This is a genomic window from Pseudomonas sp. 1152_12 (genome assembly GCF_052850675.1).
In genome coordinates this window covers 55,769-73,854 of sequence record NZ_VXCW01000007.1, presented here as the reverse complement: position 1 = coordinate 73,854, position 18,086 = coordinate 55,769, and the positions used below count along the sequence as shown (strand labels likewise).

At 59.6% G+C, this 18,086-nt stretch carries 18 protein-coding genes and 1 other RNA gene; 11 read left to right on the top strand and 8 right to left on the bottom strand.

Going from position 1 to position 18,086, the window contains the following annotated elements:
* Positions 1 to 104: 104 nt before the first annotated feature.
* From FW764_RS14745 to FW764_RS14730, 4 genes are read right to left on the bottom strand one after another with little or no spacing between them, the layout of a single operon-like run.
* On the bottom strand, positions 105 to 665 hold the full coding sequence (locus tag FW764_RS14745) for a PqiC family protein (protein WP_446434547.1): 561 nt from the start codon (positions 663 to 665) through the stop codon (positions 105 to 107).
* 14 nt (positions 666 to 679) lie between these two features.
* Positions 680 to 2,341: a PqiB family protein gene (locus tag FW764_RS14740; RefSeq protein ID WP_446434546.1), complete on the bottom strand. Its 1,662-nt coding sequence runs from the start codon at positions 2,339 to 2,341 to the stop codon at positions 680 to 682.
* Positions 2,322 to 2,966 carry a paraquat-inducible protein A gene (locus FW764_RS14735; protein WP_446434545.1) on the bottom strand — a complete coding sequence of 215 codons (645 nt, stop codon included), beginning with the start codon at positions 2,964 to 2,966 and terminating at the stop codon, positions 2,322 to 2,324. The genes FW764_RS14740 and FW764_RS14735 overlap by 20 nt, the downstream gene beginning before the upstream one ends.
* Complete coding sequence (locus tag FW764_RS14730) at positions 2,963 to 3,553, bottom strand: paraquat-inducible protein A (RefSeq protein WP_446434544.1); 591 nt, start codon at positions 3,551 to 3,553, stop codon at positions 2,963 to 2,965. The genes FW764_RS14735 and FW764_RS14730 overlap by 4 nt, the downstream gene beginning before the upstream one ends.
* A 167-nt stretch (positions 3,554 to 3,720) precedes the next feature.
* On the opposite strand from FW764_RS14730, the gene FW764_RS14725 reads away from it, so the two are divergent.
* Positions 3,721 to 4,365 (top strand): MBL fold metallo-hydrolase, encoded by a 645-nt coding sequence (locus tag FW764_RS14725; RefSeq protein WP_083360088.1) that lies wholly within the window; start codon positions 3,721 to 3,723, stop codon positions 4,363 to 4,365.
* Between the two features lie 209 nt (positions 4,366 to 4,574).
* On the top strand, positions 4,575 to 5,351 hold the full coding sequence (locus FW764_RS14720) for an OmpA family protein (RefSeq protein WP_446434543.1): 777 nt from the start codon (positions 4,575 to 4,577) through the stop codon (positions 5,349 to 5,351).
* Positions 5,352 to 5,419: 68 nt separating this feature from the next.
* Here FW764_RS14720 and FW764_RS14715 read toward each other — a convergent pair whose 3' ends face one another.
* The 4 genes from FW764_RS14715 to FW764_RS14700 all read right to left on the bottom strand — a co-directional run bounded on the left by FW764_RS14715 (position 5,420) and on the right by FW764_RS14700 (position 8,866).
* Complete coding sequence (locus FW764_RS14715) at positions 5,420 to 6,001, bottom strand: BON domain-containing protein (protein WP_083360086.1); 582 nt, start codon at positions 5,999 to 6,001, stop codon at positions 5,420 to 5,422.
* On the bottom strand, positions 5,998 to 6,591 hold the full coding sequence (locus FW764_RS14710) for a phosphoheptose isomerase (protein ID WP_003216190.1): 594 nt from the start codon (positions 6,589 to 6,591) through the stop codon (positions 5,998 to 6,000). The genes FW764_RS14715 and FW764_RS14710 overlap by 4 nt, the downstream gene beginning before the upstream one ends.
* A 92-nt stretch (positions 6,592 to 6,683) precedes the next feature.
* A complete protein-coding gene (locus FW764_RS14705; protein ID WP_446434542.1) occupies positions 6,684 to 7,055 on the bottom strand; it encodes a YraN family protein in 372 nt (123 codons plus the stop codon).
* Complete coding sequence (locus tag FW764_RS14700) at positions 7,055 to 8,866, bottom strand: penicillin-binding protein activator (protein WP_446434541.1); 1,812 nt, start codon at positions 8,864 to 8,866, stop codon at positions 7,055 to 7,057. Before FW764_RS14700 ends, FW764_RS14705 begins: the two co-directional genes overlap by 1 nt.
* Positions 8,867 to 9,031: 165 nt before the next feature.
* On the opposite strand from FW764_RS14700, the gene rsmI reads away from it, so the two are divergent.
* From rsmI to mraY, 9 genes are all read left to right on the top strand, one after another.
* Entirely contained in the window at positions 9,032 to 9,937 is a 906-nt protein-coding gene (rsmI, locus tag FW764_RS14695) for a 16S rRNA (cytidine(1402)-2'-O)-methyltransferase (protein ID WP_446434540.1), read from the top strand.
* A gap of 95 nt (positions 9,938 to 10,032) precedes the next feature.
* Positions 10,033 to 10,386: RNase P RNA component class A (rnpB, locus tag FW764_RS14690), an RNA gene on the top strand.
* A gap of 355 nt (positions 10,387 to 10,741) precedes the next feature.
* Positions 10,742 to 11,197: a division/cell wall cluster transcriptional repressor MraZ gene (mraZ, locus tag FW764_RS14685; RefSeq protein ID WP_003171868.1), complete on the top strand. Its 456-nt coding sequence runs from the start codon at positions 10,742 to 10,744 to the stop codon at positions 11,195 to 11,197.
* Positions 11,194 to 12,141: a 16S rRNA (cytosine(1402)-N(4))-methyltransferase RsmH gene (rsmH, locus tag FW764_RS14680; protein ID WP_446434539.1), complete on the top strand. Its 948-nt coding sequence runs from the start codon at positions 11,194 to 11,196 to the stop codon at positions 12,139 to 12,141. The genes mraZ and rsmH overlap by 4 nt, the downstream gene beginning before the upstream one ends.
* Positions 12,138 to 12,431: a cell division protein FtsL gene (gene ftsL, locus FW764_RS14675; protein WP_058414273.1), complete on the top strand. Its 294-nt coding sequence runs from the start codon at positions 12,138 to 12,140 to the stop codon at positions 12,429 to 12,431. Before rsmH ends, ftsL begins: the two co-directional genes overlap by 4 nt.
* Positions 12,428 to 14,173, top strand: a complete 1,746-nt coding sequence (locus FW764_RS14670; protein ID WP_446434538.1) for a peptidoglycan D,D-transpeptidase FtsI family protein — start codon at positions 12,428 to 12,430, stop codon at positions 14,171 to 14,173. Before ftsL ends, FW764_RS14670 begins: the two co-directional genes overlap by 4 nt.
* Positions 14,173 to 15,636: a UDP-N-acetylmuramoyl-L-alanyl-D-glutamate--2,6-diaminopimelate ligase gene (locus tag FW764_RS14665; protein WP_446434537.1), complete on the top strand. Its 1,464-nt coding sequence runs from the start codon at positions 14,173 to 14,175 to the stop codon at positions 15,634 to 15,636. Before FW764_RS14670 ends, FW764_RS14665 begins: the two co-directional genes overlap by 1 nt.
* On the top strand, positions 15,629 to 16,999 hold the full coding sequence (locus FW764_RS14660) for a UDP-N-acetylmuramoyl-tripeptide--D-alanyl-D-alanine ligase (RefSeq protein WP_446434536.1): 1,371 nt from the start codon (positions 15,629 to 15,631) through the stop codon (positions 16,997 to 16,999). Before FW764_RS14665 ends, FW764_RS14660 begins: the two co-directional genes overlap by 8 nt.
* Positions 16,999 to 18,081 (top strand): phospho-N-acetylmuramoyl-pentapeptide-transferase, encoded by a 1,083-nt coding sequence (gene mraY / locus FW764_RS14655; RefSeq protein WP_003171875.1) that lies wholly within the window; start codon positions 16,999 to 17,001, stop codon positions 18,079 to 18,081. The genes FW764_RS14660 and mraY overlap by 1 nt, the downstream gene beginning before the upstream one ends.
* The last annotated feature ends 5 nt before the right edge of the window (positions 18,082 to 18,086 follow it).

The window sequence follows — 18,086 nt, the reverse complement described above, 5'->3', positions numbered from 1 at the left end:
AAAAACCCCGTCAAAAGCTCAGCGCAACACAAAAATTTGCGTAGATACCCATGCGTATCGCAGGCAAGCCAGCTCTCACATGTTTACCGCGTATTACTTAAGGTTTATGGCGCCGTAGGGCACGCTTGCAGGGACTTGTCGACCGTTTGGCTGATCAGCGCAGCGAAGCGTTTGACGTTGTTCTGGTGCGCAACCACCACATCGTCGATCGTCGGGCCTGCGGGTGACTGCAAGGTGGTGCGGCAGGTCAGGGCTGGGCGATCACCGCCGCCGCTCGGCCTCAGCCGCCACCTCACGTCGAACAATGCGTACTGCCCGGGCACCGAGTCGAAGCGCTGCACTTCAACGCGTAATGACATGGCTTGTCGGGCGCTGCTGTTGGCCAGTTGATCCACCAGCGCACTTTTGAGCTCATCCGCCAGGCTGGATGCCCACCACTGGGTTTCCAGAATGGCCACGCCGCTGTCGCCCTGGCGAATCACAATCTGTGCCCGGTCGACCTGCGGCGGCACGCTGATGCTTTCAATGCGGATACCGCTAGCATCGGCGCCTGCACTGTTGTTCCAGTGCGCTGGGGTTAGCGTATGGAACGCAATCGGCTCGCTGCGACACGCCGCGAGTAACACCAACGCGGTGATCGAGGTGATCTTCAACGGAAACGTCATGGCTGCTCCAATGCTCATTTGCGGGGTGGCCCTTGCAGGTCAGTTGGTGCGGCGTTGTCAGGGCGGCCGCGAATCAGTGATTCCGGGTGCCGGCCGAGGTAATCCGACAGCTCGCGCAAGGAGCGTGACATACGGCCCAGTTCATCCAGGGTCTGGGTCAGTTGTTCGCGTTGCGGCGAGTCTTCGGCCAGGGTTGAGTTGGCTGATTGCAGGGTCTTGCTCATATCGCCCAATGTGTTCTGCACGCCGGGCAAGGTTTTGGCGTTGAGCTGGGCGAGCCCCTTGCGCAGTTCGACCAGGCTGCCGTCGAGGTTGGCGGCCATGCGCTCGATAGGCAGTTGGTTGATCTTGTTGACGATGCCTTCGAGTTTTTCCTGCAGTTGTTCGAGGTTGCCGGGGATCGTCGGAATGTTGACAGGACGCAACTTCGGGTCAAACGCGACTTTCTCGGCTTTCGGGAAGAAATCCAGGGCGATGTACAACTGGCCGGTCAGCAGGCTGGCGCTGCGAGCCTGAGCGCGCAGGCCGTTCTCGATAAATGTGCCAATCAAGCGTACGCCGCCCGCTTCATCGGCGGGGTCATGGTTGGTGGCCTTGAGCAGCTTGGTATTGGCCTCCCCAAGCAGCTGTGGATAAATCACGATGCCGACGTTGATCGGAAAGCTGCGCTTCTTCGCATCAAAATCCAGGTTGATTGACACCACTTTGCCGAATTCGACGCCGAGGAACTCCACCGGCGCGCCGACTTTGAGCCCGCGCAATGCCTGATCAAAACGCAGCGCTATGTATTGCCCCTGGCCATTGGGCGGGGCGAGGGCGCTTTGCTGGTCGTCGAAGAGCTCATACGTGTGATCTTCGGCGGCCGGTTTGTCGTTCGGGCTGTAGGGCGGCGCCTGGAACGCAATGCCGCCGGCCAGCATCGACGACAAGGACTCGGTTTTCAGTGCGAAACCATTGGCGCCGACGCTCAAATCAATACCGCTGGCATTCCAGAATCGTGTGTTTTCGGTGACATAAACATCATTGGGCGCATGCACGAAGACCTCGATATTCACACCTTTGCCATCGGCATCCAGCTCATAGGCCACAACCTGGCCCACGGGGATTTTGCGGTAATACACCGGCGAGCCGATATCCAGCGACCCCAGGCTTTGGGTGTGCAGGGTGAAGCGTTTGCCTGGCTCGCCGTACGTGATGGGTGGCGGGTTTTCCAGGCCCTTGAACTGTTTGGCGCGGATATCGGACTGGCCGATGTCGGCACCGATGTAGTCGCCGGACAGCAAGGTATCGATGCCGGACACGCCACCGGCGCCGATGCGCGGGCGCACCACCCAGAACGTCGAGTCTTGGCGGGTGAAGCTTTCCGCCTGTTTGGTCAGCTTGATGGTGGCGTTGACGCTTTTCTGGTCATCGCTCAAGGCAACGTCGGACACCTGGCCGATCACCACGTTGCGGTACTTGACCTCGGTTTTGTTAGCGACCAGGCCGCTGCCGGTCTTGAAGTTGAGCGTGATGGTCGGGCCTTGTTGCAGGACGTTGTGAACCACCAGCGAGATGCCCACCAGCACCGCAACAATCGGCACGATCCACACCAGCGAAACGCTAAAGCGCCGCGTCTTGATCGCAGGTGTGCCTGCAGGAGTGCGTGTATGAGTGTCAGCGTTGTGTGGTGTCATCCAGGCGCTCCTCGTTGTGTGGGTTTTCCCAGATCAGCCGGGGGTCGAAACTCATGGCTGCCAGCATCGTAAACACGACCACCAAGCCAAAAAACAGAATACCCAGACGTGGCTCAATAGTGCCCAGGGCCTGGAACTGAACCAGCGCGGCAACCAGCGCAACCACGATCACATCGAGCATCGACCAGTAGCCGATGAGCTCGACAAACCGGAACAGCTTCGAGCGCTCCTTGCGCGCCCACAGGCTGTTGCGCTGCACGGTGACCAGCAGCAGCGTCAGCGACACGAACTTGATGCCCGGCACCGCAATGCTGGCGATAAATATGATCAGGGCAATGTCCCAGGCGCCATGCTGCCAGAACTCCAGCACGCCGCTCATGATAGTGCTGTCTGCGCCCGAGCCGAGCATCGTTGTATTCATCACCGGCAATAAGTTCGCCGGCACATAAAACGCCAGGGCCGTTAGCAGGTAGGCCCAGGTGCGCGTCAGCGAGTGCACCTTGCGCCGGTGCAGGGCTGCGCCGCAACGGTCGCATTCGGTGGGCGCAGTGCTCATGTCGCAGGGCTGGCCGCAGGTGTGGCACAGGCACAGGTTGAGCTCGCGGGCGGTCGGCGGTGCGTTCATAAGGTGTCCCAAAGGTCGCGCACATCGCGCCCGGCGATACGGATCAGCAATAAGCTGAGGGCCGCCAACGCAAACAGCCCGGTGCCGGGTATCACATCGAGCATGCCAGCCAGCTTAAACACCGCCACCATCGCACCGAGCAGGCAGACTTCGAGCATGCTCCACGGTCTGAGCGCTTCCAGCCAGCGCATGCACAGCTTGAACGCCGGTGCGCGCCTGCCGGACAGGGCGAAACTCAAGACCCAGATCAGCAACAGCAGTTGGAACACCGGCGCGATGATGATGGAAATCGCTGCCACCAACGCAATAAAAGTGATCGGCCCCTGGCTCAACGCGACCACTGAATCCCAAAGGGTCGCGCTGTTTTTCAAGCCTTGCAGGCTGATGCTCATGACTGGGTAGAAGTTGGCAAACGTCCACAGGACGGCAGCGGTGACGCTCAGGGCCAGGCGTTGTTGCACTGACAGACCGTTGTAGCGCTGCAATACGCCTTCGCAGCGCGTGCAAAGGGCTTTTTGATGTTTGGCGAGCGTGACTTTTTCATACACGCAGTCGCAGTGTTCGCAGATCACCCGTTGATTCGCCATATGTCTTGCTCCAAACGCGATGCGCTGCGGTCTTGGACAGTGCTAGTGATTCAATGGCGCTTGAACAGCTTAGCAGTTGAGGTGCCGCAGGTTTGATCCCTTCCGGATCGGGGGCAAGGTCAACCATACTGCGGTTGGAATGTGCCATAGAGCTTGCAGGAACGCCCATGAATATCGAAAAAGCCGCGCTGATCCGCGAAACCTTCCCCGTCGGGCCGTTGCAGTGCAACTGCACGATCATTGGTGACCCGATTACCAAAAAAGCCATTGTGGTTGACCCAGGTGGTAATCATGAGCTGATCCTGGCGCGGCTCGATGCGTTAGGCTTGAAGGTGGTGAGTATCATCCATACCCATGCGCACCTTGATCACTTTCTGGCGTCCGGGCAGTTGAAAGAGAAAACGGGTGCTACCTTGCATTTGCATAAGGAGGATCAATTTCTTTGGGACAACCTGGAAATGCAGTGCCAGATGTTTCGTGTGCCGTATACGCCGGTGCCGTCGCCGGATCGCTGGCTTGAGCATGACGAGGAGTTGGCGTGTGGTTGTGGTGTGGCCTTGCACACACCGGGGCATACCCCAGGCTCAATGAGTTTCTGGTTTGCCGATGCAAAGTTGCTGATCGCCGGAGATACGTTGTTCAAGCGGGGCGTGGGGCGTACGGATTTGTGGGGTGGGGATCAGGCGACCATCGTGCGTTCGATCAAGCAGCGCCTATACACTCTGGATGAGGGCGCGACGGTGGTTACTGGGCATGGGCCGGATACGCGGCTGGGGGATGAAATGCGTGAGAACCCATTTGTCAGGGCTTAGATCCCAAGTGGCAACCGTCCTACGATTCTTATAGAGAAAATGACAATTTCCGTTGATGAAGTCTCTGCTAGGGTTTTAGTGTGCTCAGACGCTGTAGAGCGCGGGCTGGCCGGGTACGGAATTTTTACCGTTTGTCGCGTTCAAAACTCGGCACAGGTCCATTGCGAATGTCCTTTGCACCACAGAATGCAAAAGTAGGAGCTCCCTTCATGTTTACTCCGCGTCGTCTTCTTGTTGTTGCTACCGCCGTAGCCCTGCTGTCTGGTTGCGCCTCACCTAATCCTTATGATGGCAGCCAGGGGCAGGCGAATAACGGTTCGCAAGGCGGCATCAGCAAAACCGCCAAGTACGGCGGCCTGGGTGCCCTCGCCGGGGCATTGGCCGGTGCAGCCATCGACCATAACAACCGTGGAAAGGGCGCACTGATCGGGGGCGCCATCGCCGGCCTCGGCGCTGCCGGTTACGGCTACTACGCCGACCAGCAGGAAAAAAAGCTGCGTGAAAGCATGGCCAACACCGGGGTTGAAGTGCAGCGCCAGGGCGACCAGATCAAGCTGATCATGCCGGGTAACATCACGTTTGCTACCAACTCGGATGCGATCTCCAGCAGCTTCTACACGCCGCTGAACAACCTGGCGGGCTCGCTCAAGCAGTTCAACCAGAACACTATCCAGATCGTCGGTTACACCGACAGCACCGGCAGCCGCCAGCTGAACATGGACCTGTCCCAGCGTCGTGCGCAGAGCGTGGCCAACTACCTGACTTCCCAAGGCGTCAGCCCGACCAACCTGAGCGCACGCGGTGCCGGCCCGGATAACCCGATTGCCAGCAACGCCGACGTGAATGGCCGCGCCCAGAACCGTCGCGTCGAGGTCAACCTCGGCCCGATCCCTGGCCAGCAATACGGCCAGCCTGGACAGCAGCAGCAACAGGCGCCGCAGCAGAACAACCAGTTCCAAGGCAACCCGTACCAGCAGTACCAATAAACGCAGGCCATTAAAAAGGGCGCCGTGCAGTCAATGCACGGCGCCCTTTTTTGTGGCTGTCGTTTACATCAGTCGATGTATTCGAACACCTTGACGATTTTCTGCACGCCGGACACACCTTGTACAAGATTGGCCGCGCGCGTGGCTTCCGCCTGGGTCAGCAGGCCCATCATGTAGACGATGCCGTTATCGGTGACGATCTTGATTCGCGAACCTGGTATTGCGTTGTCGGTGAGCATCTGTGCTTTGATCTTGGTCGTCAGCAATGCGTCGTTACTGATGGCCAGCAGGGTGATCGGGTCCATGACTTGCAGTTCGTTGTGGACTTTCTTCACGCGTTGCACGCTCGAGGCGGCTTGTTCAGCCTGGGCCTTGAGGTCGGCACGCGGCGTTTGGCCAGCAAGCAGGACCACACCGTTGAAGCTGGTCACGACGATACGCGATGCGCCGTTGCCCAAGTCTGTCGCGGCCTTGGCAACGTTGACTTCGACCTTGGTTTCGATCAACGAGTCATCAATCTTGCTGCCAAACGTACGTGTGCCCCGGTCATCCTGAATGGGTGTGTCACGTGTCGCAGTGATTGCCGTGCTGCAGCCGCTGATGGCGAGGCACAGCGTAATGGCCAAAAGGCTGAGGCGGTTAACGGTCATTCTTCACTCCCGAACAGTTGGCTGTCGATCAGATCGCACAGGCAGTGGATCGCCAGCAGGTGGACTTCTTGAATGCGTGCAGTGACATTGGCCGGAACGCGGATCTCCACGTCCTCTGGCAACAGCAGCGAGGCCATGCCGCCGCCATCACGTCCGGTCAATGCTACGACAATCATTTCGCGATCATGTGCGGCCTGGATCGCTTGAATAATATTGGCTGAGTTGCCGCTGGTGGAAATCGCCAGCAACACGTCACCCGGTTGGCCCAGGGCGCGGATCTGTTTGGAGAAGATTTCGTTGTAGCTGTAATCGTTGGCGATCGAGGTGATCGTCGACGTGTCGGTGGTCAAGGCAATGGCTGGCAGGCTCGGGCGCTCACGCTCGAAGCGGTTGAGCAGCTCGGAGGAGAAGTGCTGGGCATCACCGGCCGAACCGCCGTTACCGCACGAAAGCATTTTGCCCTCGTTGAGCAAGGCATTGACCATGACCTGACTGGCTTGCTCGATGTGCGGTGCAAGTACGTCCATCGCCTGTTGCTTGGTGTCGATACTGGCCTGGAAAAGCTGGCGAATTCGGGATTGCATGTCCATCTGTGTGACCTTAAGTAGCGCGGCTGTTTGGCACAGGAATGTGCAGCCCGCAAAGCAAAGAGCAAAAGTGTGGGGTGAAGATGTCCGGTGAATCAGCTGTCGAAGGCGTCTTTAAGCCAGTTCAAATCAGCAGTGCCTGCCGGTGTGCTTTCTATGGCAACCACGTCGAAACGGCAGGGGGAGTCGGCCCAGCGATGCTCCTTTTGCAGGAAATACTGCGCGGCGAGTATCAGCTTCTGACGCTTGCGCCCGTCGATACTGGCGAGCGCACCACCCCATTGTGCGTGTTTTCTGTAGCGGACTTCGACGAATACTACTGTATCGCCGTCAAGCATGACCAGATCAAGCTCACCGCGTTTACACAACCAGTTCTGCGCCAGAAGGCGCAGACCTTGTTGTTGCAGGTACTTGAGCGCTTGAAGTTCAGCATCCTTGCCGCTTTGTGCGCTGGACCGCTCGGGCATCAGCGCGGGGTGTCCGGCAGGCGCTGGATTTCGCCGCCAACGAACTTGGCCCATGGCATCTGGCGGTCAACGCGTTGGTTGCCACTAATGCCCAGGTTACCTGAGAGGCCGTCAACGCGCGTATCTGGCAGCGCCTTGAGCTGACCCAGGCGTGGCGCCAGGCGGTAGGCATCGGCGCCCATCGCATACAGGCGGCCGAGGCTGCCATTGGCTTGTGGCCATTGCGCGGCAACCTGGTTGCGCAGCGGGTCGGTGGTGTTGAGCAGCCAAGGGGTCTCACAGAACATCACGTTGGTCATGTCCAGGTACTGGTTCCTGTCACCGCTGGCGCTGAACACGTGGGACGTTGCATACACCGGCACGTCGCCAGCGTACTGGAAGTTCAGGGTCGGCTTGATCTGCTGGGCCAATTGAGGCGTCACAGCCAGGAAGATGAACTCGATGTCCTGGCGACGCGACGGTTGGGCCGCTACGTCGGTGCCTACCGTGTTTTGCAGGCTTTTGGCGCGGCCTTCGCTTTTACGCAATTGGAACAGGTCGGCAATCTGCTGGGCGAGGGCAATCGGCTGGTCAACGTACTCGACGCCGACGACGGTGCCGCCATTGGCTTCCCAATCCTGGCGGAAGGCTTTATAGACGCGCTCGCCCCATTCTCCACGCGGCACCATGGCGGCGGCGCGGTGCAGGCCGTCGGCGCGCGCGCGGCGTGAGACTTCACGGGCTTCGTCTTCAGCAGCCAGGCCAAATTGGAACAGTTGCGGCGGGCTTTGATCGGTTTCGCTGTAGTTCAGCGCCAGTGTGGTAATGGGCAATTGCGGGCGAGCGGCGAGTTGTTTGACCAAGGGTTTTTCCAACGGGCCGACCACCAGCTGCACACCGGCGGCCTGGGCCTTGGCGTAGAAGTCATCGATGGAGGTCAGGCGCGAGCTGTCATAGAACTCGATCACCGGTGGTTTCTGCCCGGCGTGTTCAGCCTGGTAGTGAGCAGCCATGAACCCTTCGCGCAGCGCCTTGCCGACCGAGGCCAGCGGGCCTTCCTGCGGCAACAGCAGGGCGATCTTGTTCAGCGGCTGGCTGGCCAGTTCCTTGAGTTTGTTCAGTGGGGTTGGCAGATTGACTGCCGCCGGGTGACCTGGGTTTTGTGCGCGCCAGGTATCGATGGCGGCCTGTTGTTGCTCCAGGGTGCCAGCACCTTTGACCGCCTTGGCCAGGCTGATCCAGCCGTCGAGTGTCGGGTTACCGCTGGCTTGCAGCTGTTCTGCCGGCAGCGCGGCAATCAGCGCCCAGATGGCTTCGTGATTGCTGTTGGCTGCGTCGCCTGTCAGCAACGGGGCCATGGCGACACGCTCGCGAGCGGCTGCGAGGGTTTGACCGTCAGCCTCATAAGCGCGGGCATGCACGGTACCGGTACGGATCTGCTGGTCTGTCGGCAGCTCCTTCAGGTTTTGCAGGCTGGGGTGGTTCAGGGCAGTCAACGCAGCCTTTGGCTGGTTGCGTGCCATGGCCAGTTCGGCAGCCAGCGTGCTGGCAAATACTTGTGCGGCTGGCTTCAGGACATCCAGGGGTACTTGCGCAAGAATCTGCGACGAACGGGCTGGGTTGTTCTGGTGATAGGCCAGGTCCGCTGCACTCAGGCGCAGCATCGCGGCCTTTTCTGGCGTGTTGGCGGAGGCCGCCTGTTCGAGCAGTTGCTCGATACTGGCATCCGGGGTCCGGGGGAGGTCGCCAAGGCTGGACGAGGGCGAGCTGGCGCAAGCGGCCAGAAAGGCAGCGAGGCAGAGGGCGGAGAGCAGCCGCAGGCAAGCGATCATGTAAGTGTTCCTGATACCGATCAAATAAGCGTGGAATTGTACCCAAGCACTGGCCCAGGCGCGATGTTACTGGCGTGAAACCGTCGATTTAGGTCGTGCCAATGTTGCGAGCAGGCATCGACGGCCGACCTTGAGGGCATATTATCGAAGCGCCTACGCGCTACAATGCGACTTTTCTCAACCATCGAGGTGTGCGTTTTGACTGCTCCAGGTCCTTTGAATTCCACTGCAGGCTCGCTTTTTGTCGTGGCGACGCCCATTGGCAACCTGGACGACATCAGTGCCCGTGCACTGAAAGTGTTGCGCGAGGTAAAACTGATCGCGGCGGAAGACACGCGGCACTCCCAGCGTTTGATGCAGCATTTTGGTATCAGCACGCCATTAGCTGCGTGCCACGAGCATAACGAGCGCGAAGAAGGCAGCCGTTTTATCACGCGCCTGCTGGCCGGTGATGATGTGGCGCTGATCTCCGATGCCGGTACGCCGCTGATTTCCGATCCTGGCTACCATCTGGTCCGTCAGGCGCGTGCCGCTGGTATCAATGTAGTGCCTGTTCCGGGAGCGTGCGCGCTGATTGCAGCATTATCAGCTGCCGGGCTGCCGTCGGACCGCTTTATATTCGAGGGTTTCCTGCCGGCCAAGACGGTTGGGCGTCGCGCGCGTCTTCAGGCTTTAAAGGAAGAGCCGCGCACGTTGATCTTTTATGAAGCCCCGCACCGTATCCTTGAATGCCTGCAGGACATGGAGTTGGTGTTCGGCGGCGAGCGCCTGGCGCTGCTGGCGCGTGAGCTGACCAAAACCTTCGAAACCCTCAAGGGGCTCCCGCTGGAAGAACTGCGCGCCTTCGTCGAAGGCGATAGCAATCAACAGCGTGGCGAGTGCGTGGTGCTGGTCGCTGGGTGGACGGCACCGCAAGAGGAGGACGCAGTGGGCAGCGAGGCCGTGCGCGTTCTGGATTTGCTGCTCAAGGAAATGCCGCTCAAGCGCGCAGCAGCGCTGGCAGCCGAAATTACTGGCGTGCGTAAGAACGTGTTGTATCAAGTTGCGCTGGATAAACAGAAAACCGAATAGTTCCGGGGTTAAACCGGTATTCCGTCCGATGGTGATGCATTGCTGCACTTTTAATACTTGTCCTCAGCCTGCCGTGCCGTTAACCTGCGCGGCGGAGAGTCGATTGGACAGTCGCTGCCTTCTATGAAAATTAGGGGGGGGAGGAAAGTCCGGGCTCCATAGGGCGAAGTGCCAGGTAATGCCTGGGAGGCGTGAGCCTACGGAAAGTGCCACAGAAAATAACCGCCTAAGCACTTCGGTGCCGGTAAGGGTGAAAAGGTGCGGTAAGAGCGCACCGCACGACTGGCAACAGTTCGTGGCTAGGTAAACCCCACTTGGAGCAAGACCAAATAGGGTCCCAAGGCGTGGCCCGCGCTGGGACCGGGTAGGTTGCTAAAGATGTCCAGTGATGGCCATCGTAGACGAATGACTGTTCAAGACAGAACCCGGCTTACAGATCGACTCTCCACCTTTTTTCCTTTTGTCCGAATCTCGGGCAGAAACCCGGTAGTAACGCAAGAATCCCTCCCTGCCAAATCATTGGCAGATGCGTCTTCGTAATACCAAAAAAATCTTACTCTTAATAAATTACTTTAACTTTAAGCCATAGCTCTCTGAGCTATTTGCGATTGTTGAGTCAAAAACATCCCCGAACTCGCGTTTCTCCTCCTTTTGCGCTCCTAAATCTCCGTTCTGTAAGGCTTTTCCTTGAATCCGTGCCTTGACGGTGTGGTGGGCGCATTCCTATAGTGTGCGCAAGTGGCGGAAAGTGGCACAAAGTGGGTTTTTTGAACGTAAAACGCTAAAATTTGGAGAAACGCATCTGTGTTTCGCGGAGCTAACGCTATCAGTCTCGATGCAAAAGGCCGTCTCGCCATGCCGAGCCGGTATCGTGACGAGCTGATTTCGCGAAGTTCCGGGCAATTAATCATCACGATTGATGCCGTTGACCCTTGTTTATGTGTTTACCCGCTCGATGAGTGGGAGTTGATCGAAACCAAGTTGCGCGCTCTGCCTTCATTGCGTGAAGAAAACCGCCGCCTGCAGCGTTTGCTGATTGGTAATGCCGTCGACCTTGAACTCGATGGCAGTGGGCGTTTCCTGGTGCCCCCGCGTTTGCGCGAGTACGCCAAGCTGGACAAGCGCGCAATGCTGGTCGGCCAACTGAACAAGTTCCAATTGTGGGACGAAGATGCCTGGGATGCTGTTTCTGCAGCTGACCTGGCTGCTATTCAACAACCGGGCGCCATGCCTGATGAACTGCGTGATTTGATCCTGTGACTATTGATAGCGGCTTTAACCACATCACCGTACTGCTTGACGAAGCCGTTGAGGCTCTCGCCGTACGCGCGGATGGCTGCTATTTGGATGGCACCTTCGGCAGGGGCGGGCACAGTCGGTTGATACTTAGCCAGCTCGGGCCCGACGGTAAACTCCTCGGGTTCGACAAAGACCCCCAAGCGATTGCCACCGGGCAAGCGCTAGCGGCCGAAGACGGCCGCTTTGTCGTTGTGCAGCGCAGCTTTGCCGAGCTGGGTGCCGAAGTCGCCGAGCGCGGCATGGCAGGCAAGGTGGCCGGGGTTTTGCTCGACCTCGGCGTGTCTTCGCCGCAGCTTGATGACCCTGAGCGCGGCTTCAGCTTCATGAACGACGGCCCACTCGACATGCGCATGGACCCCACTCGTGGTGTCAGCGCTGCGCAGTTCATCGCCACCGCACCTCATGAAGAAATTGCCCGTGTGTTCAAGGAATACGGCGAAGAACGCTTCGCCGGTCGCATGGCCCGTGCCGTGGTCGAGCGCCGCGAAATCCAGCCGTTCGAGCGCACCGCCGACTTGGCCGAAGTGCTGAAAGTCGCCAACCCGGCGTGGGAAAAAGGTAAGAACCCGGCAACTCGCGCATTTCAGGGCTTGCGCATTCACGTCAATAACGAATTGGGCGACTTGGAGGCTGGCCTCGAGGCTGCCCTTGAAGCGCTGGAAGTGGGCGGTCGCCTGGTGGTGATCAGCTTCCACTCCCTGGAAGATCGCATCGTCAAATTGTTCATGCGTCGTCTGGTCAAGGGAGAGTCCGATAACCTGCCGCGCAACCTGCCGGTACGTTTCGAAGCCTTCGTGCCGAAAATCAAGATCCATGGCAAAGCGCAGTTCGCCTCCGAGGCCGAACTCAAGGCCAACCCACGTTCCCGTAGCGCCGTCATGCGCGTCGCGGAGAAACTGCGGTGAGCAAGCTTTTCGCCAAACCCCTCCCGGGCGGCAGCTTCTTTATGTTGCTGCTGTTTGTCGGCGTGCTGGTGTCCGCAATTGCGGTGTCCTATAGCGCCCACTACAACCGCCAATTGCTCAATACCCTGTACGGGGAGTTGAGCGTGCGGGATAAAGCGCAGGCGGAATGGGGGCGGTTAATCCTGGAACAAAGCACTTGGACTGCGCATAGCCGCATCGAAGTGCTGGCGACTGAGCAGTTGAAAATGCACATCCCTAGCGCGGCCGACGTTCGCATGGTGGCGCCATGATTAAACTTGAGGGCGCACTCTACCCATGGCGCTTCCGTCTGATGCTGGGCTTGCTGGCATTGATGGTGGGCGCGATTGTCTGGCGGATTATCGACCTGCAAGTGATCGACCGCGACTTCCTGATCGGCGAGGGCAACGCCCGCAGCCTGCGGCATATCCCGATTCCTGCACACCGCGGCCTGATCACCGACCGTAACGGTGAGCCTCTGGCTGTGAGTACGCCGGTCACCACGCTGTGGGCTAACGCCAAAGAATTGCAGGTGGCCAAGGACAAGTGGCCGGAACTGGCGGCCGCCCTGGGCCAGGATCCCAAAGCCTTGTCTGAACGCCTGGAAGCCCAGGCCAATAAAGAATTCATCTACCTGGTTCGCGGGCTCACCCCTGAACAAGGCCAGCAAGTGCTCGACCTTAAAGTCCCCGGTGTCTACGGCATCGAGGAGTTTCGTCGTTTCTACCCGGCCGGTGAAACCACCGCGCATATGGTCGGCTTTACCGACATCGATGACCACGGCCGCGAAGGCGTGGAGCTGGCCTACGATGAATGGCTGGCCGGGGTTCCCGGCAAGCGGCAGGTCATCAAGGATCGGCGTGGCAGGCTGATCAAGGATGTCCAGGTCACCAAAAACGCCAAGGCCGGTAAGCCCTTGGCGTTGTCGATTGACCTGCGCCTGCAATACCTGGCCAACCGCGAGTTGCGTAACGCGATCATTGAAAACGGTGCCAAGGCCGGCAGCCTGGTGATCATGGACGTGAAGACCGGCGAGATCCTGGCCATGGTCAACCAGCCGACCTATAACCCGAACAACCGACGCAACTTGCAGCCGGCGATGATGCGTAACCGCGCGATGATCGACGTGTTCGAGCCCGGTTCGACCATGAAAGCCATCTCCATGAGTGCCGCCCTTGAGACCGGGCGCTGGAAACCAAGCGACAAAGTCGAGGTTTACCCGGGCACCCTGCAGTTGGGCAAATACACCATTCGCGACGTGTCCCGCAGCGAAGGTCCGGTGCTGGATTTGACAGGTATCCTGATCAACTCCAGTAACGTGGGCATGAGTAAAGTCGCGTTCGATATCGGCGGCGAAACCATTTACCACCTGGCGCAAAAAATCGGCTTGGGCCAGCCTACCGGCCTCGATTTCCCTGGCGAGCGCGTGGGCAACCTGCCGAACTACCGCGATTGGAAAAAAGCCGAGACCGCCACACTTTCCTATGGCTACGGCCTGTCGGTGACTGCGATCCAGTTGGCCCATGCTTTCTCTGTATTGGCCAATAATGGCCGCATGGTTCCACTGAGCCTTATCCACATCGATGAAGCGCCCAAAGCCACCCAGGTGATCCCGGAAAGCGTCGCCAAGACCATGCAAGGCATGCTGCAACAAGTGATCGAAGCGCCGCGCGGTGTATTCCGTGCCAAGGTGCCGGCGTATCACGTGGCGGGCAAGTCGGGTACTGCACGTAAGACCTCGGTCGGCACCAAGGGCTACGCCGAAAACTCTTACCGCTCGCTGTTCGCCGGCTTCGGTCCGATGAGCGATCCGCGCTACGCCATCGTCGTAGTGATTGATGAACCGAGCAAGGCCGGCTACTTCGGTGGCCTGGTGTCGGCACCGGTATTCAGCAAAGTGATGTCCGGCACCCTGCGCCTGATGAATATCACGCCGGACAACCTGCCGCCGACTCAACAAGCGAACGCAGGACCACCGGCCGCAGCTGTCAAAGCCAATGGAGGGCGCGGCTGATGTCTCTTAGCCTGAACAAGATTTTTGCCCACGCCGGCCGCGATCTGCTGATTCGTGAATTGAGCCTGGACAGCCGTAATGTACGCGCCGGTGATCTGTTCCTGGCGGTGCCCGGCGGCAAGCTCGATGGCCGTGCACATATCGCCGATGCCCTGCAACGAGGCGCGGCCGCCGTGGCTTATGAAGTGGAAGGCGCTACCGTGCTGCCGATCACCGACGTGCCCTTGATTCCGGTCAAGGGCCTGGCCGCGCAACTGTCGGACATCGCCGGGCGTTTTTATGGTGACCCGAGCCGTCAGTTGAACCTGATCGGTGTGACTGGCACCAATGGCAAGACCAGCGTGACCCAATTGGTTGCGCAGGCACTCGACCTGCTGGGCCAGCATTGCGGCATTGTCGGCACCCTGGGCACGGGTTTTTACGGTGCGCTGCAAAGCGGCCTGCACACCACGCCGAACCCGATCGCCGTGCAAGCGACCCTGGCCGACCTGAAAAAGGCCGGTGCCAAGGCGGTTGCCATGGAAGTGTCATCCCACGGTCTGGACCAGGGCCGTGTGACTGCCTTGGCGTTTGACGTGGCGGTGATGACCAACCTGTCTCGCGACCACCTCGACTACCACGGCACCATGGAGGCGTACGCCGCCGCCAAGGCCAAGCTGTTCGCCTGGAATGACCTGAAGTGCCGGGTGGTAAACCTGGATGACGCATTCGGCCGCCAACTGGCTGCGCAAGACAGCGAAGCACGCCTGATCACCTACAGCCTGGAAGATTCCAGCGCGTATCTGTATTGCCGTGAAGCCCAATTTAATGACGAAGGCGTGCTCGCTACGTTGGTCACGCCTCAGGGCGAGCACCACTTGCGCAGCACCTTGCTCGGGCGTTTCAACCTGAGCAACGTGCTTGCGGCTGTTGGCGCATTACTTGGCCTGGATTACGCCCTGGACGAAATCCTGCGCGTGCTGCCCAAGCTCGAAGGCCCGGCCGGCCGTATGCAGCGTTTGGGTGGCGGCTCTCAGCCACTGGTGGTGGTCGATTACGCCCACACCCCGGACGCGCTGGAAAAAGTCCTCGAAGCCCTGCGCCCACACGCTAAGGGCAAATTGCTGTGCCTGTTCGGCTGTGGCGGTGATCGTGATCGCGGCAAGCGCCCGTTGATGGCCGAGATCGTCGAGCGCCTGGCCGATGGCGTACTCGTTACCGACGACAATCCACGCAGCGAAGCGCCGAGCCAGATTTTCGACGACATCCGTGTTGGCTTCAAAGACGCGTCCAAGGCCACTTTCGTCGCCGGTCGTGGTGCCGCCATCGCTCAACTGATCGCCGGCGCCAGCGCTGACGACGTAGTGGTGCTGGCCGGTAAAGGTCACGAGGACTATCAGGAAATCAACGGTGAGCGCCATGCTTTCTCCGATCTGGTCGAGGCCGATCACGCCCTGACCGCCTGGGAGGTCGCTCATGCTTAAGGCGATGAAGTTCAGCGAGCTGACCCAGGCCTTGTCGGCCCGCGTAGTGTCGAGCGACTGCAGTTTCAACGGCGTCAGTATCGACAGTCGCAACATCAAGCCGGGGCAACTGTTTATTGCACTGGCCGGCCCGCGTTTCGATGGGCACGACTACCTGAACGAAGTAGCCGCCAAAGGTGCCGTGGGCGCCTTGGTGCAGCGTGAAGTCACGGACTCGACGCTGCCGCAATTGCTGGTCGCCGATACCCGCCTGGCCCTCGGGCTGTTGGGCGCGCTGAACCGCGCTGCATTTGATAAGCCCGTTGCCGCCATCACTGGCTCCAGCGGCAAAACCACGGTCAAGGAACTGCTTGCCGGCGTGCTGCGCACGCGCGGGCCGGTGCTCGCCACCCGTGGCAACCTGAACAATGATTTCGGTGCGCCGTTGACCCTGCTTGAACTGGCCCCGGAACACACGGCGGCGGTAATCGAGCTGGGCGCTTCGCGCGTCGGCGAAATTGCTTACACCGTGGCGCTGACCAAGCCTCACGTGGCGATTATCAACAATGCCGGCACCGCCCACGTAGGCGAGTTCGGCGGCCCGGAGAAAATCGTCGAAGCCAAAGGTGAAATCCTTGAAGGCCTCGATGCCTCGGGCACCGCGGTATTGAACCTCGACGACAAGGCCTTTGAGACCTGGCGTGTACGCGCCGCCGGTCGCAAGGTGCTGACGTTTGCCGTGCTGAACGCCACGGCTGATTTCCACGCGTCGAACATCACCGTCGACGCGCGTGGCTGCCCATCCTTCACGCTGCACACCCCGCAAGGCGACGAGCACGTGCAGTTGAACCTGCTCGGCAACCACAACGTCGCTAACGCGTTGGCCGCTGCCGCCGCCGCGCATGCCCTGGGCGTGTCGCTGTTCGGCATCGCCACCGGCCTGGGCGCTGTGCAGCCGGTCAAAGGCCGCACGGTTGCGCAACTGGCGACCAATGGCATGCGCGTGATTGATGACACCTACAACGCTAACCAGTCCTCGATTTGTGCCGCCATCGACCTGCTTAAAAGCTTCGACGGTCGCAAGGTACTGGTCCTGGGCGATATCGCCGAGCTGGGCGACTGGGCCGAACAGTCCCATCGCGAAGTCGGTGCCTACGCCACAGGTAACGTCGATGCGCTCTACGCAGTCGGTCCGAACATGGCTCATGCCGTTGACGTCTTCGGCCTCGGCGCGCGGCATTTCGCAACCCAGGCCGAGTTGATCCAGGCATTGCTTGCGACTGAACACGACCAACACACAACCATTTTGATCAAGGGATCGCGCAGCGCGGTGATGGAAAACGTCGTCGCGGCCTTGTGTGGCTCAAGTACGGAGAAACATTAATGCTGCTGCTGCTGGCTGAGTATCTGCAACAGTTCCACAAAGGCTTCGCGGTCTTTCAGTACCTGACCCTGCGCGGGATTCTGGGTGTGCTGACTGCGCTGTCTCTGTCGCTGTTCCTGGGACCGTGGATGATCCGCACCCTGCAGAACCTGCAAATTGGTCAATCGGTTCGTAATGACGGCCCGCAGTCGCACCTGTCCAAATCCGGCACCCCAACCATGGGCGGCGCGCTGATCCTGTCGTCCATCGGCATCAGCACCTTGCTGTGGGCCGACCTGCATAACCGCTACGTGTGGGTGGTGCTGCTGGTGACCCTGCTGTTCGGCGCCATCGGCTGGGTCGATGACTACCGCAAAGTGATCGAGAAAAACTCCAAAGGGCTGCCAAGCCGCTGGAAGTATTTCTGGCAGTCGGTGTTCGGTCTTGCCGCCGCGATCTTCCTTTACACCACCGCCCCGAGCGCGGTCGAGACCACCTTGATCATTCCGATGCTCAAGGACGCCAGCATTCCATTGGGCATTGGCTTCGTGGTGCTGACCTACTTCGTGATCGTCGGCTCCAGCAACGCGGTGAACCTGACCGACGGCCTCGATGGCCTGGCGATTATGCCGACGGTGATGGTTGGTGGTGCGCTGGGTATCTTCTGCTACCTGTCGGGTAACGTGAAATTTGCCGAGTACCTGTTGATCCCTTATGTACCGGGCGCGGGTGAGCTGATCGTATTCTGCGGCGCGCTGATCGGCGCCGGCCTGGGGTTCCTGTGGTTCAACACCTACCCCGCACAAGTCTTCATGGGCGACGTCGGCGCACTGGCGCTGGGCGCAGCCTTGGGCACCATCGCCGTGATCGTTCGCCAGGAAATCGTGTTGTTCATCATGGGCGGTGTGTTCGTGATGGAAACCCTGTCGGTGGTCATCCAGGTGGCTTCCTTCAAATTGACCGGGCGCCGTGTGTTCCGTATGGCGCCGATTCACCACCACTTTGAACTCAAGGGCTGGCCCGAACCGCGTGTGATTGTCCGTTTCTGGATCATCACCGTGATTCTGGTACTGGTCGGCCTTGCCACCCTGAAACTGAGGTAGAAACG

Excerpts from the sequence above, each read along its gene's own strand:
- FW764_RS14745 (WP_446434547.1), bottom strand. The coding sequence starts at position 665 with ATGACGTTTCCGTTGAAGATCACCTCGATCACCGCGTTGGTGTTACTC.
- FW764_RS14740 (WP_446434546.1), bottom strand. The coding sequence starts at position 2,341 with ATGACACCACACAACGCTGACACTCATACACGCACTCCTGCAGGCACA.
- FW764_RS14735 (WP_446434545.1), bottom strand. The coding sequence starts at position 2,966 with ATGAACGCACCGCCGACCGCCCGCGAGCTCAACCTGTGCCTGTGCCAC.
- FW764_RS14730 (WP_446434544.1), bottom strand. The coding sequence starts at position 3,553 with ATGGCGAATCAACGGGTGATCTGCGAACACTGCGACTGCGTGTATGAA.
- FW764_RS14725 (WP_083360088.1), top strand. The coding sequence starts at position 3,721 with ATGAATATCGAAAAAGCCGCGCTGATCCGCGAAACCTTCCCCGTCGGG.
- FW764_RS14720 (WP_446434543.1), top strand. The coding sequence starts at position 4,575 with ATGTTTACTCCGCGTCGTCTTCTTGTTGTTGCTACCGCCGTAGCCCTG.
- FW764_RS14715 (WP_083360086.1), bottom strand. The coding sequence starts at position 6,001 with ATGACCGTTAACCGCCTCAGCCTTTTGGCCATTACGCTGTGCCTCGCC.
- FW764_RS14710 (WP_003216190.1), bottom strand. The coding sequence starts at position 6,591 with ATGGACATGCAATCCCGAATTCGCCAGCTTTTCCAGGCCAGTATCGAC.
- FW764_RS14705 (WP_446434542.1), bottom strand. The coding sequence starts at position 7,055 with ATGCCCGAGCGGTCCAGCGCACAAAGCGGCAAGGATGCTGAACTTCAA.
- FW764_RS14700 (WP_446434541.1), bottom strand. The coding sequence starts at position 8,866 with ATGATCGCTTGCCTGCGGCTGCTCTCCGCCCTCTGCCTCGCTGCCTTT.
- rsmI (WP_446434540.1), top strand. The coding sequence starts at position 9,032 with ATGCGACTTTTCTCAACCATCGAGGTGTGCGTTTTGACTGCTCCAGGT.
- FW764_RS14670 (WP_446434538.1), top strand. The coding sequence starts at position 12,428 with ATGATTAAACTTGAGGGCGCACTCTACCCATGGCGCTTCCGTCTGATG.
- FW764_RS14665 (WP_446434537.1), top strand. The coding sequence starts at position 14,173 with ATGTCTCTTAGCCTGAACAAGATTTTTGCCCACGCCGGCCGCGATCTG.
- FW764_RS14660 (WP_446434536.1), top strand. The coding sequence starts at position 15,629 with ATGCTTAAGGCGATGAAGTTCAGCGAGCTGACCCAGGCCTTGTCGGCC.
- mraY (WP_003171875.1), top strand. The coding sequence starts at position 16,999 with ATGCTGCTGCTGCTGGCTGAGTATCTGCAACAGTTCCACAAAGGCTTC.